Consider the following 16486-nt stretch of genomic DNA (forward strand, 5'->3'; position numbering starts at 1 on the left):
TGGCCTGTGCTAGATATCCTGTAAAACGAAATGGATATGGAATTTAAAGTGTAAATTTATCATTGATTTTATAAAAAAAGGACCGTCAAAACTGAGCAGTCCTTTTTTGTTTTTTAACATTGCATATCGCAACTAACTATGGTTAGAAAGCGAAATGTTCAGCGTCTAATGACATTAATGGATCTAGACCACCAGCGATCACATCTACGTGAGAACGTACACGTGGCAAGATTTTCTTGAAGTAGAAACGAGCAGTAGTTACTTTCGCATTGTAGAAGTCAACATCGGTTGTACCTTCTGCTAATTTCTCTTGTGCTACAAGCGCCATACGAGCCCATAGGTAAGCTAAAGTGATATAACCTGCGAAGTATAGGTAATCTACAGCAGCAGCACCGACTTCATCTGGGTTTTGCATCGCACGCATACCGATTTGCATAGTAAGATCGCCCCATTCTTTGTTAAGCGCCGCAAGCGGTTCAACAAATTCTTTTATAGCAGCGTTGTCTTTGTTTGCTTCTACGAATTTATGGATGATCTTAGTGAAGTCACGTAGCATTGCACCTTGAGTTTGCAATACTTTACGACCTAACAAATCAAGTGCTTGAATTTCAGTTGTACCTTCGTATAAGCAAGCAATACGTGTATCACGTACGATTTGCTCCATGCCATGCTCAGAAATAAAGCCATGACCACCGAAGACTTGTACACCGTGCTTAGCAGATTCAGAACCTGTTTCAGTTAAGAATGCTTTTGCAATTGGAGTCAATAAAGACAAGATGTTGTCAGCAAACTTACGCTCTTCTTCAGTTTCGCCCTTTTCAACGATATCTGCGTATTGAGCAAGTAAGTAAACAAGAGCACGACCACCTTCAGCAAACGCTTTTTGAGTTAAAAGCATGTTACGAACAGCAGGGTGAACGATAATAGGGTCTGCTTCTTTTTCTGGAGCTTTAGGACCAGAAAGTGAACGCATTGCTAAACGTTCTTTCGCGTAAGTCAACGCACCTTGGAAAGATGATTCAGACGCTGCTAAACCTTGAACAGCAGTACCAATACGTGCTGTGTTCATGAAGGTGAACATACAGTTCAAACCACGGTTTTCAGGTCCAATCAAGTAACCTTTAGCTTGGTCAAAGTTAATGACACAAGTCGCGTTACCATGAATACCCATTTTGTGTTCGATAGAACCACAACGTACCGCATTACGTTCGCCAATAGATCCATCTGCATTTACATTGAATTTAGGAACGATGAATAATGAGATACCTTTAGTACCTTTTGGTGCACCAGGTAGGCGAGCAAGAACGATATGGATGATGTTCTCAGCCATGTCATGTTCACCAGCAGAGATAAAGATTTTCTCGCCAGAGATTGCATAGCTACCATCAGCATTTGGTTCTGCTTTAGAACGGATAATACCCAAGTCTGAACCTGCGTGAGACTCAGTTAAGCACATCGTACCCGTCCAAACACCTGAAACAAGGTTTGGTAAGTAAGTATTTTTTTGTTCATCAGAACCGTGATGCTCTAATGTACGTACAGCTCCGTGAGACAAACCTGGGTACATGCCCCATGCCCAGTTAGAGCTACCTACCATTTCAGAAATTGCGATACCTAAAGAGTTAGGTAATGCCTGACCACCGTATTGTTCTTCTGCTGATAAAGACGGAAAGCCAAGTTCAATATACTTTTGATAAGCTTCTTTAAAACCTGTTGGAGTGGTAACTACGCCATCATTCCAAGTACAACCTTCGCGGTCGCCAACTTGGTTTAAAGGAGAAAGCTCATTTTCACAGAAGTCCGCCGCAGCTTCTAAATATTGATCAACCAATTCACGGCTTACGTTACCTTGGAAATCAGGTAATTTTGCATAGTGTTCTTCAGCATTTAATAATTCATGCAAAACGAATTGCATATCACGTAAGGGCGCTTTGTATTGTGGCATATCGGGTTCCTCAATACTGGTGAAACCAGAGTTATAATCTTAATCTATGATAATGTGCCATGAGGCACCTTGGACTATTACATCGTGCAACAACTTGCATAACTGTACAAGCACCTCAGGACCTTTACTTTGTGACTGCAAAGTCAAGAAAAAAATGCTGAAACTATGTAAGTGCTTTGAGTGTAAATACTTTTGGTTATGTTTATATGATACAAATAGTCAAAATCGTAAACACTTATGTATAAACAAAAGGCGCCTATAGGCGCCTTTTGTTTTATGATTTTTAGAATTATTTTGCTTGAACTGGTGCAGGAGCAGGAGCGTTAACTGGTGGTTGAGGACGCTTTGGTTCAAAACGAAGGTTACAAGTACCTTCAAGTGTCTTATCTCCAACTTGAACATTTACTGTTTGTCCATTCGCTTTACCATCACATGCTTTTTGAATTTGTTCAAAGCGAGCTTGACGTTCTGCTCGATGCTGTTCCCATGCAGCTTTTTGTTCTGGAGTGAACTCACGGTGCTTCATACGGTGGTGACCCTCACGTGGGCCATCTTGCATCATTCCATGCTCTGGTTTAGGTGGTTGAGTTGTCGATTGACACGCAGCCAAACTTCCCATTGTTACAATTGCCGCACTGAATAATGCAATTTTTGCCGTCATTTTCATATTTAAAGACCTTTAATGTTGTGTTTTCTGATGTCTTAAAGATTAGATAATAAAGATGTAGAAACAATGGAGAGTTTTTCTTTTCGTTGTTGGTTACAATGCAAAATATAGGGTAAAAATGAGAGAGTGCTTTTGAACGTTCTACGTGTTCCCATTGCATTACGGTTATTTTTGACAGTCTTGCTCACCACATTGCTTATTGCGACTGCAAGCTTGAGCGTTTTGCACTGGACAATGCAAAAGAACTTTGCCAAATATGTAGCTGACGTTGAAATGCAGAAACTAGACCGCCTCATTACCAATCTTGGCGATGTCTATACGGTGTACCATGATTGGGGGAATGCGATTCAGGCACAGATTTTACAAATCGAAGGAACCGCGGCTCCCGATGACTATGACCGTCTCTCGCAGTGGTGGCTCCGTCGCCAATATGACATTGCCATACAGCAGCATTCTTTTGATGAACACGCGCTCATCAATATTTCGCCTCAAGTTGCGCCGACAAATAAAAATACTATTTTTAGTGATGAGGAATTAAGAGCACTCGAGCAAAATTTACCTTCACAGTATCAACCCTTTGAAGGATTACGTTTCCCTTTAAGCGCAAATCAGTTTCGCCCAAGTGATGATAAAAATAAATCAAAGAAGGGAAGCTTAAAAGATATTGAAACCCAAAATGGGAAGAAGCGTTTTATCGCTTTGCCAGACCGTTTAGGGTTGAGTTCGCGTTTATCTCTATATGACGCGCAGCACCAGTTTGTAGTAGGTGAACCGCCTTCTTCAGATCAAATGTCATTTCGCCCAATTATTTTAAATAATAAAGTCGTGGGATATTTAGGTTTAAAGCCTGTTTTAGATAAAGAAGACGCTTTGAGTATTAATTTCTTTAGTAATCAAAAGCGTTATTTACTCTTAATCTATGCTTTAACCTTACTATCAAGTTTAGTTGCAGCACTGTTAATGGCGACTTATTTTAAAAAGCCAATTCAGCGTTTATTAAATGCAACCAATGAATTAACCAAAGGAAATTATCAACACCAAGTAGTTATTAAGCGAAATGATGAGTTAGGTGATTTATCAACTCAATTGAACCATTTGGCAGAGATTTTACATCAGCATGAAGAGTCACGACGTCAATGGGTGGCAGATACGTCCCATGAATTAAAAACGCCTTTGGCTGTATTGCAAGCACAAATTGAAGCCATGCAAGACGGGATTCGAAAAGCCACACCTGAACATTTAGATGCAATGATGCGTCAGGTTTCAAGCTTGAAAAAATTGACCCAAGACCTTGCAGACTTGGCGCAGGCAGATGCTCAGCAGCTTAAGTGTTATTTGAGCTCTGTAAATCCATGGGAAGTGGTACTACAAGAAGTTGAAAACTTTAAACCCAAACTTGAGCAGGCTGGTCTCGAAATTCAAGTTGAAGGAACAAGTTCTCCGCTATTATTAGACCGTGACCGTTTTAAACAGATTATTGTTAATTTAATTAGTAATAGTATTCGTTACACAGAAACAGGTGGCAAAATTCATATTCATACAAGTCAGAATCCTCAAGAGTGGACTTTGTATGTCGATGATAGTCCTTATGGTTTAAGTGATGAGCAGTTATCCCGTTTAGGTGAACGTTTCTATCGCGTAGATGATTCGCGTACGCGTAGTACAGGTGGAACAGGGCTGGGTTTAGCTTTGTCTTGTAAGATTGCGCAGGCGCTTGGTGGTACACTCAGTTTTGAACATTCACCATTAGGTGGTTTACGTTGTGTACTTACTTTTAAAAAGCAGAGTTAAATATAAAAGGAAAAATATCTCATGAAACATGTGATGTTGGTTGAAGATGAAGTCGAATTGGCGCATTTGGTGCGTGATTATCTTGAAGCTGCCGGTTTTGAAGTAAGTATGTTTCATGATGGTCAAGATGCCTATGCGAGTTTCCAGCAACGTAAACCAAATTTGATGATTCTGGACTTAATGGTTCCACGAATGGATGGTTTAACGATTTGCCGTAAAGTTCGTGAACAATCAGATTTACCGATTATTATGGTCACTGCCCGTACCGAAGAAATTGACAGAGTATTAGGTCTTAACATGGGCGCTGATGATTACGTATGTAAACCATTTAGTCCCAAAGAGTTAGTTGCTCGTGTACAAGCTGTTTTACGTCGTTTAGAGCGTAAGGCAGAGCCTGAGCAAAATGATTCTTTCAGAATTGATAAAGCACAACAAAGAATTTGGTATCAACAAAAATCATTGAGCTTAACGCCAACCGAATTTCGCTTACTTGAGCTATTTTTAGAGCATGTAGGGCAAGTATATTCACGTGCACAATTATTAGATCATATTAATCCAGATAGTTTTGACGTTGCCGACCGTGTAATTGACAGCCATATCAAAAACTTGCGCCGAAAAATTAGTGAAGCGGCTGAAACTGGTAACCGTCATGAATGGATTCAAGCCGTTTATGGTGTAGGTTATCGCTTCGAATATCCTGAAGAGTAAGTCTTCATAAAAGTTATTCTGTGGATAACCACAATGTTATCCACAGAAAATGTGGATAGTTTTAAAGATTTTATGGATAAATTATAATCTTGGTATGATTGGGTACTAATTGCCAAATCTCATCTATATCTACATTTCTAACCGCGATACATCCTAACGTCCAATCCTTATGGGGCATATAAGTCGAGCTAAAAGGTATCGAGAGTAATGATTTCGGAACAGATCCATGAATCATGATATCTCCTCCTGTTGGTTGATTATGTTGCTTGGCATAAGCAATATCTTTCGCATCGGGATAGGAAATATGCAAAGATTTATAGTAAGCACTTTGTGAGTTTCGCCAATCTATAGAATAAATCCCTTCAGGTGTTCTACCATCATTTTCAAAGTGTTTATGTCCATTGGGATTAAAGCCGAGACGAATCGGATATTGCCGAATCACGCCCTGATTACTCTTGAGCAGAAGTAGGCGTTGGTTTTTAAACACTTCAATTGAGGTAACTGGCTTGGTCTTTATGAGTTCTAATATTTCTTCTTTTGAGAGCGCTTGATGGCTTGACGTAAAAGTCGGTAAATATCTTTCATAATTATAAAAAGCGATTCCCAGTGGAATGATAAGAAGTGTGCAAATAATGAACGGTCTAATTTTCATATATTATTTTTTATACTCAATGAACTCTCTTAAGTGTCTCAAATTAACTTAAGAGAGTTTTAGTTTTTTAATATTAAGATGAACAGCTCACTGCTACATCTGGAACATCACTTGGTAATGGCCCTAAGTCTTGTGGTTGCTCAAGCTCTGGTTGTTTTGTGTATGGGTGATTAAGTAGCTTAAATAAACGATCTACCTCACTAAAATCATCTCGTTCAGCTGCTTCAATAGCACGCTGCGCCATGTGATTACGTAAAATATAAACTGGATTTGCTTTTTGCATATTTGCATCAAGTTCATCAATATCTTGATGTTCACGAATGCTTTCATATTGGCTAAGAAACTCATCAAACTGTCGAATATCAAGACAATCATCTCGTAAAGCTTTGTATTCTTTATTTTGAAGACGAATAAAACTTTGAGTGTAATCGAGTTGTTCAGTTTGTAAGATTCTTAAAAATGCAAAACTACAATCAAGGCTGTCTTTATGGAAATGAGGAAGTCCCATTTTTTGACATAAACCTTGTCCATAGTGTTCTAAAAAGATTGGTTCAAATTGTTCTAAGCAACGTGCTAACTCTTCTTTAAACTTATCTTTTTGTTCAGGTTCAGCGAGAGGAATTAAGTTGTTTAGCCACGTCCATAAGTTCCAATGGCCTATACTCGGTTGATTTTGATAAGTATAACGACCTTGGTAGTCCGAGTGATTGTTGATCCAGTTCGGGCGGAAACGCTCCATAAAACCATATGGGCCAAAATCGAGTGTTGAACCTGTAATATTTAAGTTATCTGTATTCATCACGCCGTGAGCAAACCCAACCAATTGCCATTTCGCAATCATGATTGCAGTACGCTCAACCACCTTTTTAGCAAAGGATAAAATTGGATTTTCGGTTTCTAGACATTCTGGATAATGCCATTCAATACATTTTTGAGTGAATTCTGACAGCAACTCAGGCGCATATTGATTAATCCATTCAAAGTGCCCTAAACGAATATGGCATTCAGATGTTCTGAGTAGCATTGCACCTAACTCTAATTTTTCACGCTGTACGCCTTGAGTCGAGGTTGTGAAACCGACTGCATGACTAGATGCGACGCCTAAAGCATTTAGAGCATGTCCTGCTAAATATTCACGGACCACAGAACGTAATACTGCTCGTCCATCTCCCATTCTTGAATAAGGGGTAGGGCCTGCACCTTTGAGATGTAGGTCAATGGTTTGACCCTTTGTATTTAGTATTTGCGCAATCAGTAAGCCACGTCCATCGCCGAGTTGTCCTGCCCATTGTCCGAATTGGTGGCCAGCATAGACCATCGCAAGAGACGGAAATTCAGGGAATGTACGCTGTCCACTACAGATCTCAACCCATGTATTTTTATCGTCTTCTGACCATTGCAGTTCATCAGCCAAAGCACTGTTAAAATGTCCTGCTTTTGCACCACGTAAGGGTGATGGCTGCTGAACATGAAATAGTTTAGACGGAAGTGAAGGGTAGAGCGGATTAAACTGCATAGGATTAGCAAAATAGAGAGAGCAGATTTCACTATAACACAGTTAAAAAGCAGGCATAAAAATAGCTCCCGAAAGAGCTATTTTAGATCAGAATTTATTTTAGTCTGACACCACATTGGTATTCTTTTTAACACTACGCATAAGTGTTTCTAAGCATTCGCGGTGATGACTTAAACGGTGTTCAAGCAATTGGAAATCAACTTTAAGCTTATGATCCATTCTATGAATCTTTTCAGCCATTGCTGCTTTTTTAGCTTGTAACTCTTGTTCTTTAAGTTTTGCCCAATCATTTAATGTATGTGTAAATGCTTCGTACTCTTGTGCAATACGTTGCTTCATTTGAGTAATGTCTGCATTTACATCATGACCATAAATAGCGAGGTCTTGTTCAGCGTATTTAAATTTCATCGCCAGTTCTGCTTTTTTAATATTAAAGCTTGGGATGCGACGTAAATTTTTAGCTAAACCAATTTTAGAACATGACCAGATCAACCATTTTGTTGGGTCATACTGCCACCATTTCACACCATTACGATAGTCGTATTGGAAGATATGGTGATAGTTGTGGTAACCCTCGCCCCAAGTGGCAATGGCTAACCAGAAATTATCACGTGCTGAGTTTTCGTCTGTATAAGGACGTTTACCAAACATATGGCAAAGTGAGTTAATAAAGAAAGTTACTTGATGGCTAATGATTAAACGTACTAAACCACCCAAGAGTACTACACCCCATAGGTCGCCAGTCGCCCAACCGATTAAGCCTAAAATACTAACATGAACTGCAACTACCAGTAAACCGTAGTATTTATGTTGGAACATGACCAATTTATCGTTGAGTAGGTCTGGTGCATTTTTAAAGTCTGGCTCAGATGGTGAGTGATCACGGATCATCCAACCCATATGGGCATACCAAAAACCACGCTCAATTGAATACGGATCTTCATCAACATTATCAACATGTCGATGGTGAGTACGGTGACCAGATGCCCAGAACAAAATACTATTTTGCACGGCAAATGTTCCACCGATCATTAAAAGAATTTTAAGCGGTAACGACGCTTCATAAGCTCGGTGAGCCCAAAGGCGATGGTAACCAGCAGTAATCCCCATACTACTTAGAGCTAAAAGAAAAAATAAGCTTACCCATGCGCTTACACTAAAATCATAATAATACGCATAAATCGGGATTATGATTGCGGCAAGAATTGGTAAACCAATTAAGGTAATGCTAGCGGTCCAGTTAATTGGGGCTTTGAGTGGGGCGGAAGTCATATCCGGCAGCGCTCCTAGAATCCTTGTGAAACAAGGTACAAAGACAAAACGACATAGCAAAACCAATCATCAAGATATATTGCTATTCTATCCTTCATATTAGCACGTGCTTAGTGAGAATCACTAGCATTATTGTACAGATGTATTGAAAGAACCGTAACAGAATTAAACTATGTCAAAGAGTTTTTCAAGCAGGAGAAGTTGTTTAATGAACGTACAACGATTGAAAAAAAAGAACAGCATTGATATTTCAAGAAAATTATCATTGAAGTGTGTCTTGGTCACAATCAGTCTTGTATTAGCCGCATGTCAAAGTGCACCCGAACAAACTACGAAAAAAGTTCAAACAAAAAGAACAGTTCATCAGACTCAAACCCCTGTTGTAAAAAAGAGAGTGAGTTTAGATGGCATTCAAGATATTGATTGGCAGATCACTCAGATCAGTGGTCATAAGGCAAAATTTTTTAACCAATGGCCTACTCTTTCACTGAACTCAGCAGTCAAAACAGTATCGGGACATACTGGCTGTAATGCTGTTTTTGGCCGTTATACATTTAACTTCAGTCAGCAAAAACTTGATATGCAAGTAAATGCAGGCCATTCAAGCTGTGATGGTGCTTTGGCTCAAGAAGCAGAGCTAGTAGATGCTTTGCAACGTATTCAACGCTTTCAACTCGTAGGTAATACCCTATATCTACTTGACCAGAGTGGTCAGCGCCTCATTCAGGCACAAAAGAAATAAAAGGTGGTTTTTACCACCTTTTTTATATTTACAGGGCTTGTAACATCGTAGTTGGAATATCTGTAATTAAGCCTTGAACCTCTAAATCACGCAGCCTTTTTGCTCTTTCTACATCATTGACTGTCCAGACACTAATGTTCAAACCAGCTTGATGTGATAGTTGGATCATTTCATCTGTTGCCAGCTGATCATGCCAACCAATATGACCGCAACCATATTGATGCGCGAGTTCAATTGCCGTTGCCCCAACAGGAAGTTCAACTAACAATCCGCGTTTAAATTGAGAGTTTATATCGCTTAAGGCAGTTAAAATTTGAAGATCAAAACTTGTGATGGTTACAACTTTTTCAAAGCCCTGTAATTCCGTCTCAAGCTTTTGAACGAGCTTTTCGGCCAACGCCATATCTCTTACAGCTTTAACTTCAACTTCAATATGATCGAAATTATCAAGTAAGTTTAAAACACCTGTAAGGGTCGGTGTTGATTCAGAAGTTGGCCAATTGGGCCAGCCTTGCCGATGATCGAATAACAACGCTTGAGCCAAAGTCGATTGCTCTACAATTTGATCGACTCCAGCTGTACGCAAAAAATTGTCATCATGAATAACAACTAACTCTTGGTCTTGAAGCTGACGAATATCAAATTCGACACCACGAATACCTAAATTTTTTATATGCTGAAACCCACCAAGTGTATTTTCAGGAGCTTCTCGGCGTGCACCACGATGACCAATAACGCGCATAATTTTCTTCTATGAAATATTTTAACTATGGTCTCTTTAAAATGAGTAGAGACCATGTTTAATCTAATCTATTTTTAAATAATCTCATTAATATTTTTTTGCCAAAGTACTTCTTGTCCGCCTTCGGCACGCTGTAAAGCACGCGATGCGACAAATAACCAGTCAGATAGACGGTTTAAAAGTTGGAGTGCTGTAGCTTGAATATTTTGATCACGAGTTTGCACCGACATGAGTGATCGCTCTGCACGGCGGCAAACGGCACGGGCTTGATGAGCATAACTACAAGATAAAGAACCAGACGGTAGAATAAACTCCTTAAGCATCGGTAAGTCTTCATTCATACGATCAATTTCTTTTTCAAGAAATTCAATACAAACTGGCTGGAGTAGATTGTAATTTGGAATACAAACCTCTCCACCTAAATCAAAAAGCCAATGTTGAATTAGACTTAAGCTTTTATCCCAATCAGCCTTATCAGTTACTTGGCTATCTGTGATTTGAGCACGAAGTACCCCAATAATGGCGTTGAGTTCATCAACATCACCAAGTGCCGTAATTCGTAAATCATCCTTGGCAACACGAGAACCATCGCCTAAACCTGTTGTACCTGAGTCGCCTGTGCGTGTATAGATTTTGCTTAAACGGTGTCCCATGATGGATATCCTGAACATAAAAAAGGGATAATGTCGGTCAGAACATTACCCCGAAACTGGAGTTAAGAAAATATTTTTATAGTTGGTGTGAGAAATTAATAACGGAAAGTTACGCCAACAGAAGCTTGACGGCCACCGTTCACATACCAGTTACTAAAGTTGTAAACTGTTTTATATTCAGCATCACCTACATTTTCGATATTAGTAAATACTTTAACGTTTGGATTGATATTCCAGTAAGCATTTAAATCGACAGTAGCATAGCCTGGTACTTTTTGTGGATTAGAGCTATTCTGCGCATTAGAGCTAGAGCGGGCAATAACAGAAGCGCTAACACCGTAAACAGCATTTTCTAAACCTGTAGTTAAGGTAAGTGTTTGTTTAGGTCGATAAGCAATTTCTAAACCAGTTTCTTTATTCTCAGTTTTTACATAGGCATATTCAGTCGATAAAAATAGATCATCTTGTTTCCATTTAAATCCAACTTCTCCACCAGAAAATTGTGCTTTGTTTAGATTTTCATAAGTACTAGTCGTTGTATTAGTTGCAACATCAAAGCTTGAAGTTGAGGCAATTAAATTTTTGACGTCTGTTTTGTATGCCGATAAATATGCTGTTAATGCAGGAGTAAACTGATGATCTAAGCCAATTTCATATGAAGTACTTTCTTCTGGTTTTAGATTAGTATTCCCATAAGTATGATAAATTCCAAAAGAACCATAATCCGCTTCGCTGTGATAATACAATTCAGTAAGTGAAGGAGCTCTAAATGCTGTTCCGATATTTGCATATATACTGGTTGACGGTAATACAAAGTAACGAATAGCCCCTTGTCCTACATTATGTGTTCCAAATTTTTCATTATCTTCGAGGCGGACGCCTAATTGCGTGCTGATTTTATCAGTTTTATATTGATGTTGTAGATAATAGCCAGTAGAGTCAATATCTTGCTTTCCATTTAAAATGGAGGCATCTTGATACTCTGTATTATCAATACTTGTGCCAACCAAGATGTTTTGTGCCTGTGTAAATTGCCACTTAACATTTAAATCACCTTCATTGCGTTTAGTGTCGGCATGATAAGGTGATGATTCACGATACTTCTGTGTATCTTTAAAATTAGAATATCTTGTATTGATAGTGATATTAGTTGTCGGTTTGTATTCGACTCTGGTACTGACTAACTGATTGTCAAACTCACGTTTAGCTGTATTACTTATGCCACCATTGTCTGAATAATTATTAGCGCCTTTATTTTGAGAAATTTCAACACTTGTATTTAAATTATTTTTATTGTCATATCCTAATTTTGCGCTATAACCTTTTTGATCATAAGCAGCTTTTAAATTGTCTGGTTGTGTGTTGAAAATATGTGTTCCATCACTTTCCATACTTTGCCCACGAATCTGAGCAAAGAATCCTGCATCACTGACTAAATCTGTTCCAATAATGGCCTTATAAGTATTATCTTCACCATAAATACCTGTAACGAATGCAGAGTTTCTTTCAGGTGTAGATGTAATCATTTGGATCACACCACCAATCGCATCAGTACCATATTGAACTGATGCAGGACCTTTTAATATCTCAATGCGGTCAAGATTAGTTGTATCTAAAAGTTCAGGATAGATTGGGGAAAGGGTATTTGGAGTATTTAGACGTGCTCCATCTTTTAATAACAGTACATGATTTGGATTTGTACCACGAATCAAAAGATTAGTGCCTTGTCCAAGACCACCATTTTGTTTGATATAAATAGATGCATCTTTTTGTAAGATATTAGATAAATTTGAAATAGGATTTTTTTCAATTTCTTCTTTTGAAATCACTGAAATCCGCGCCGGAACTTCACTTGCTTTTTCAGCACTTTTTGAAGCAGTCACTACAATTGGATCAAGCTGAGTTACATTCGTTGCATCTTCAGCAAAAATAACAGGTGAAAACCCCATCGCAATAGCGATAGCCCCTACCAGACGAGTAGGTTGAAAAGACTTAGACATAACATGCTCCATACATTCACCCCACGTGAATGATCGGGTAGATAGATGAAACAAGTAGGTCTCCGGACTTCAGCGCCATATTTATGTTATGGACATATTCACCTTCCCACATTACTGCAGTGGCGTAAGTCGAGAACGACTTAAAAAATATGCTTTACATTGTTACCGTTGCGGGGGCAGTGCCGGACTTTCACCAGCTTCCCTAAAGCATGAATTGCTTACACTTGCTTCCAATTTTACGCAGTATAAAGTGGCGATTTACTTCATACAATGTCATTTGGAGCAATTCTCAGAGAACTTTTACGCAAGGGACAAAAATTGCATTACAATGGCGCTTATTTTAAGAAATGGTCGTAGTTTAGGCAGATCATGAACCCATCAAACCAAAAACGTACACGAGCAAAAATCTGTGGAATTACTCGGATGCAAGATGTTCAGGCAGTTGTTGTTGCTGGAGCGGATGCGATTGGTTTTGTTTTTTTTCCGCCAAGTCCAAGACATGTAACAGTTGAACAGGCCCAAGAATTAGCAAAAGTAATTCCGCCTTATGTACAAATGGTAGGTTTGTTTGTAAATGCGAGTGCTACTGAAATTCAGGATGTACTTGATTGTGTTCCCCTAGATGTATTACAACTACATGGCGATGAAACTCCAGAACAATGTCAGGAAATTGCTCGCCATTGTAAACGTCGCTGGTATAAAGCGATTCAGGTTAAACCTGATCTGGATGTAGTTGCTGAAATTCAAAAATATCAGGCGGCTGGTGCCAGTGCTGTATTGCTCGATGCGTGGCATCCTGAGCTCAAAGGGGGCACAGGACATCAGTTTGACTGGTCTAAGTTCCCAAAACTTGATATTCCATTAATCTTGGCAGGTGGTTTAAGCCCTGACAATGTCATTGACGCTATTCATACTACCGGTGCTTTTGCAGTAGATGTGAGCGGAGGCGTAGAGTCCGCAAAAGGTATAAAAGACCAACAACTCATTGAACGATTTATGCAAGGAGTCCAACGTGGATCAGCAAAACAATGTGATTGACTATACACAGTACCCAGATGCTGCAGGGCATTTCGGTATCCATGGCGGACGTTTTGTGTCAGAAACTCTAATGGCGGCATTAGAAGATTTAGAAAATCTCTATTCTCGCATGAAAAATGATGAACAGTTTTTGGCAGAATTCGACCGTGACCTCGCCTACTATGTAGGTCGTCCTAGTCCACTTTATTATGCTGAGCGATGGTCAAAAGAGTTAGGTGGTGCGCAAATTTACCTTAAACGTGAAGACTTGAACCATACAGGCTCACATAAGGTAAACAACACGATTGGTCAGGCGTTATTGGCAAAGCTTTCTGGTAAAAAACGTATTATTGCCGAAACTGGTGCAGGGCAGCATGGCGTAGCAACAGCAACAATTGCAGCACGTTTAGGTCTCGAATGTGTTGTTTATATGGGTGCTGAAGACGTTAAGCGTCAAGCGATGAACGTTTATCGTATGCGTTTGTTGGGTGCTACAGTTGTTCCTGTACAAAGTGGTTCTAAAACGCTGAAAGATGCCATGAACGAAGCGATGCGTGACTGGGTAACCAACGTTGATACGACATACTATGTAATTGGTACAGTTGCAGGCCCACATCCATATCCTCAATTGGTTCGTGACTTCCAGTCGATTATTGGCCGTGAAGCACGCAAACAGATCTTTGAGCAAGCAGGCCGCTTACCAGATGCATTAGTTGCGTGTGTGGGTGGCGGTTCAAATGCAATGGGCTTGTTCTATCCATTCTTAAACGATGCCAACGTGAAAATGTATGGTGTTGAAGCAGCTGGTTTTGGTATTGAAACTGGTAAACACTCTGCACCATTAAATGCGGGTCACGTGGGTGTATTACATGGTAACCGTACTTACTTGATGAGTGATGAACAAGGCCAGATTATTGAGACACATAGTATCTCGGCAGGCCTTGATTATCCGGGTGTTGGCCCTGAACATAGCTTCTTGAAAGATATGAAGCGCGTAGAGTACGTGCCGATTAATGATACAGAAGCTCTACAAGGTTTCCGTGATTTAACCAAAATCGAAGGGATTATTCCTGCACTTGAAAGCTCGCATGCTATGGCGTACGTCTCTAAGCTTGCACCGACGATGTCTAAAGATCAGATTATTATTGCGACTGTTTCAGGCCGTGGTGATAAAGACTTAATGACAGTTGCACGCATTGATGGCGTAGAAATGGTTGAGATGTAAGAGGAAAAAATGCCAAGTTTGTTTATGGTGATGTTAGGCGGGCGTCATGCTCGCGCTAATACAGAAGTTCATGATGTAGGCATGGCTATAGGAGATACTTTGGAAGAAGTTTATCCTCAACTTAAACAGGCTTGGTTTGGGGAGGCTCAAGGATTGCATATTGATGCTTGGGCCAAGCTCTCAGGAGTTAGCTCTCAAGGGCAAAATTATCAAATTCATTTTACAGATGCTGCTCCACAACCAGATGATTTAAAATTATATTTAATTAATCTGGGCGGATATAATGCAAGTGAATTCGGTGAACTTCACCGTTATGAGTTTGTGGTTGCACCGAATGCGGTAGCTGCCAAACAATTAGGTAAACAATTTATAGATCGGCAGTGGCAAAAAGCACATACAGATCGAGTCATTGATATTGATGACTGCTTAGCGATAGATTGTGTAGCAGGGCGCTATATTCATTTAATAAAAGGCGATTTTGCTGAAACAATTTGGGAAAATACGTATTTGACCGTGGTATAGGTCATTTGAAATCTAATATTCATATGGAAGTGGGTAAATGGATTTAATTCAAGAAAATGGACAGCCTCGCTACGGGCGTTTTGAATCTGTACCGTCAACCATTCACGTACAACATTATATTTATAAAACCCCTTACGGTAAGGTCCTTAAAGGCTGGCGTAAGCAATTAAAATATAAAAAATTTAAATTCTGCGGCATTCAACATAAACACTATAGTATTGGTCTGGCAATTGCAGATATTGGCTGGGTTGGGCACGGTTTTTTCTATATTTATGACCATGAAACAGAGCAAGTCATCGAGTGGAATGCGATTCAGCCTTTGGGGCATAAAACCTACCTTGATGAACAGCCCTTATTTAATCAAAGTTATTTTTCTAAATCGCCTTATCAGTTTGATATCCAGCATGCCAATGGTGTGCGATACATTCGAGTCACTAAATATGGTGAGATTCAGCTTAGCGCTCGTATTTTTTGTGCTGGAACCGATATATTAAGTTTGTGTACACCAACTGGCATCAATGGTTGGACTTATACCCAAAAGCAGACCACATTGGCTGTAGAGGGAATGTTTATTAATAAGCAAAACCAAGTCGTACAATTTGATGAAAAGACATTTGCCTCTTTAGATGATACCTGCGGTTTTTTGCGACCTGAAACGGCTTGGTTCTGGCTTTCATGTAATTTCTGGGATGAGCAAGGGCGTCGTATTGGTTTAAATTTAGCTTCTGGTGTTAATGAAAGTTTTGGTAATGAAAACTGCTTATGGATTAACGGAGTTTTATTTCCACTAACTGATGTTTTATTTGAAAAAGTAAATGATGAGCTTTGGCAAATTAGCTCTTTAGATCAAAAACTTAATCTACAGGTCCATATTGGTTGGTGCCGATACGAAAATATTAATTTAAGAATGATCGGCAGCCAGTTCAATCAGTGGCAAGCTAAAATTAGCGGAACGATTGAGCATGAGGCAACCGATATCATCAATTGCTACGAACAATATGGTTTACTAGAACAACATTATGCGAAATGGTAAC

15 protein-coding genes and 1 riboswitch are annotated in these 16486 nt (G+C 39.4%); of the genes, 7 read left to right on the forward strand and 8 right to left on the reverse strand.

The features are described 5' to 3' along the window. Window positions 1-142 precede the first annotated feature (142 nt). Both J655_RS16260 and J655_RS16265 read right to left on the reverse strand, forming a co-directional pair. Window positions 143-1945 carry an acyl-CoA dehydrogenase C-terminal domain-containing protein gene (locus tag J655_RS16260; RefSeq protein ID WP_032006071.1) on the reverse strand — a complete coding sequence of 601 codons (1803 nt, stop codon included), beginning with the start codon at window positions 1943-1945 and terminating at the stop codon, window positions 143-145. Window positions 1946-2234: 289 nt separating this feature from the next. After that, complete coding sequence (locus J655_RS16265) at window positions 2235-2612, reverse strand: hypothetical protein (RefSeq protein ID WP_032006070.1); 378 nt, start codon at window positions 2610-2612, stop codon at window positions 2235-2237. Window positions 2613-2744: 132 nt separating this feature from the next. On the opposite strand from J655_RS16265, the gene baeS reads away from it, so the two are divergent. Further along, window positions 2745-4403, forward strand: a complete 1659-nt coding sequence (gene baeS / locus J655_RS16270) for a sensor histidine kinase efflux regulator BaeS (RefSeq protein WP_032005542.1) — start codon at window positions 2745-2747, stop codon at window positions 4401-4403. A 21-nt stretch (window positions 4404-4424) separates the two neighbouring features. After that, on the forward strand, window positions 4425-5111 hold the full coding sequence (locus J655_RS16275; RefSeq protein WP_002116101.1) for a response regulator: 687 nt from the start codon (window positions 4425-4427) through the stop codon (window positions 5109-5111). Window positions 5112-5181: 70 nt separating this feature from the next. Here J655_RS16275 and J655_RS16280 read toward each other — a convergent pair whose 3' ends face one another. The 3 genes from J655_RS16280 to J655_RS16290 all read right to left on the reverse strand — a co-directional run bounded on the left by J655_RS16280 (window position 5182) and on the right by J655_RS16290 (window position 8551). After that, window positions 5182-5763 carry a L,D-transpeptidase family protein gene (locus J655_RS16280; RefSeq protein WP_032006066.1) on the reverse strand — a complete coding sequence of 194 codons (582 nt, stop codon included), beginning with the start codon at window positions 5761-5763 and terminating at the stop codon, window positions 5182-5184. Between the two features lie 73 nt (window positions 5764-5836). After that, on the reverse strand, window positions 5837-7279 hold the full coding sequence (locus J655_RS16285; RefSeq protein WP_032006065.1) for a protein adenylyltransferase SelO: 1443 nt from the start codon (window positions 7277-7279) through the stop codon (window positions 5837-5839). Window positions 7280-7378: 99 nt separating this feature from the next. After that, a complete protein-coding gene (locus J655_RS16290; RefSeq protein WP_032006064.1) occupies window positions 7379-8551 on the reverse strand; it encodes an acyl-CoA desaturase in 1173 nt (390 codons plus the stop codon). Window positions 8552-8759: 208 nt separating this feature from the next. On the opposite strand from J655_RS16290, the gene J655_RS16295 reads away from it, so the two are divergent. Further along, window positions 8760-9293 carry an META domain-containing protein gene (locus tag J655_RS16295; protein WP_032006062.1) on the forward strand — a complete coding sequence of 178 codons (534 nt, stop codon included), beginning with the start codon at window positions 8760-8762 and terminating at the stop codon, window positions 9291-9293. Window positions 9294-9321: 28 nt separating this feature from the next. Here J655_RS16295 and J655_RS16300 read toward each other — a convergent pair whose 3' ends face one another. The 3 genes from J655_RS16300 to J655_RS16310 form a co-directional block, all read right to left on the reverse strand. Further along, window positions 9322-10035 carry a glycerophosphodiester phosphodiesterase gene (locus tag J655_RS16300; protein ID WP_032006060.1) on the reverse strand — a complete coding sequence of 238 codons (714 nt, stop codon included), beginning with the start codon at window positions 10033-10035 and terminating at the stop codon, window positions 9322-9324. Window positions 10036-10109: 74 nt separating this feature from the next. Further along, on the reverse strand, window positions 10110-10688 hold the full coding sequence (locus J655_RS16305) for a cob(I)yrinic acid a,c-diamide adenosyltransferase (protein WP_017482190.1): 579 nt from the start codon (window positions 10686-10688) through the stop codon (window positions 10110-10112). Window positions 10689-10783: 95 nt separating this feature from the next. Further along, window positions 10784-12700, reverse strand: coding sequence for a TonB-dependent receptor plug domain-containing protein (locus tag J655_RS16310; protein ID WP_017482189.1), 1917 nt, complete (start codon window positions 12698-12700; stop codon window positions 10784-10786). 23 nt (window positions 12701-12723) lie between these two features. Further along, window positions 12724-12931, reverse strand: a riboswitch (cobalamin riboswitch). 126 nt (window positions 12932-13057) lie between these two features. Between J655_RS16310 and J655_RS16315 the strand changes: the two genes are divergently transcribed. The 4 genes from J655_RS16315 to J655_RS16330 are packed head-to-tail and all read left to right on the forward strand — an operon-like array spanning window position 13058 to window position 16485. After that, the gene (locus tag J655_RS16315) at window positions 13058-13726 is read left to right on the forward strand and encodes a phosphoribosylanthranilate isomerase (RefSeq protein WP_032006058.1); all 669 of its coding nucleotides are present in this window, start codon (window positions 13058-13060) and stop codon (window positions 13724-13726) included. Then, window positions 13701-14930 carry a tryptophan synthase subunit beta gene (trpB, locus tag J655_RS16320; protein WP_017482187.1) on the forward strand — a complete coding sequence of 410 codons (1230 nt, stop codon included), beginning with the start codon at window positions 13701-13703 and terminating at the stop codon, window positions 14928-14930. Before J655_RS16315 ends, trpB begins: the two co-directional genes overlap by 26 nt. A gap of 9 nt (window positions 14931-14939) precedes the next feature. After that, window positions 14940-15452, forward strand: coding sequence for a DUF1543 domain-containing protein (locus tag J655_RS16325; RefSeq protein ID WP_032052661.1), 513 nt, complete (start codon window positions 14940-14942; stop codon window positions 15450-15452). 37 nt (window positions 15453-15489) lie between these two features. Further along, window positions 15490-16485: a DUF2804 domain-containing protein gene (locus J655_RS16330; protein ID WP_017482186.1), complete on the forward strand. Its 996-nt coding sequence runs from the start codon at window positions 15490-15492 to the stop codon at window positions 16483-16485. The last annotated feature ends 1 nt before the right edge of the window (window position 16486 follow it).

Origin of the sequence: Acinetobacter sp. 1294243 (genome assembly GCF_000588015.1) — a bacterium.
Lineage (GTDB): Bacteria > Pseudomonadota > Gammaproteobacteria > Pseudomonadales > Moraxellaceae > Acinetobacter > Acinetobacter pittii.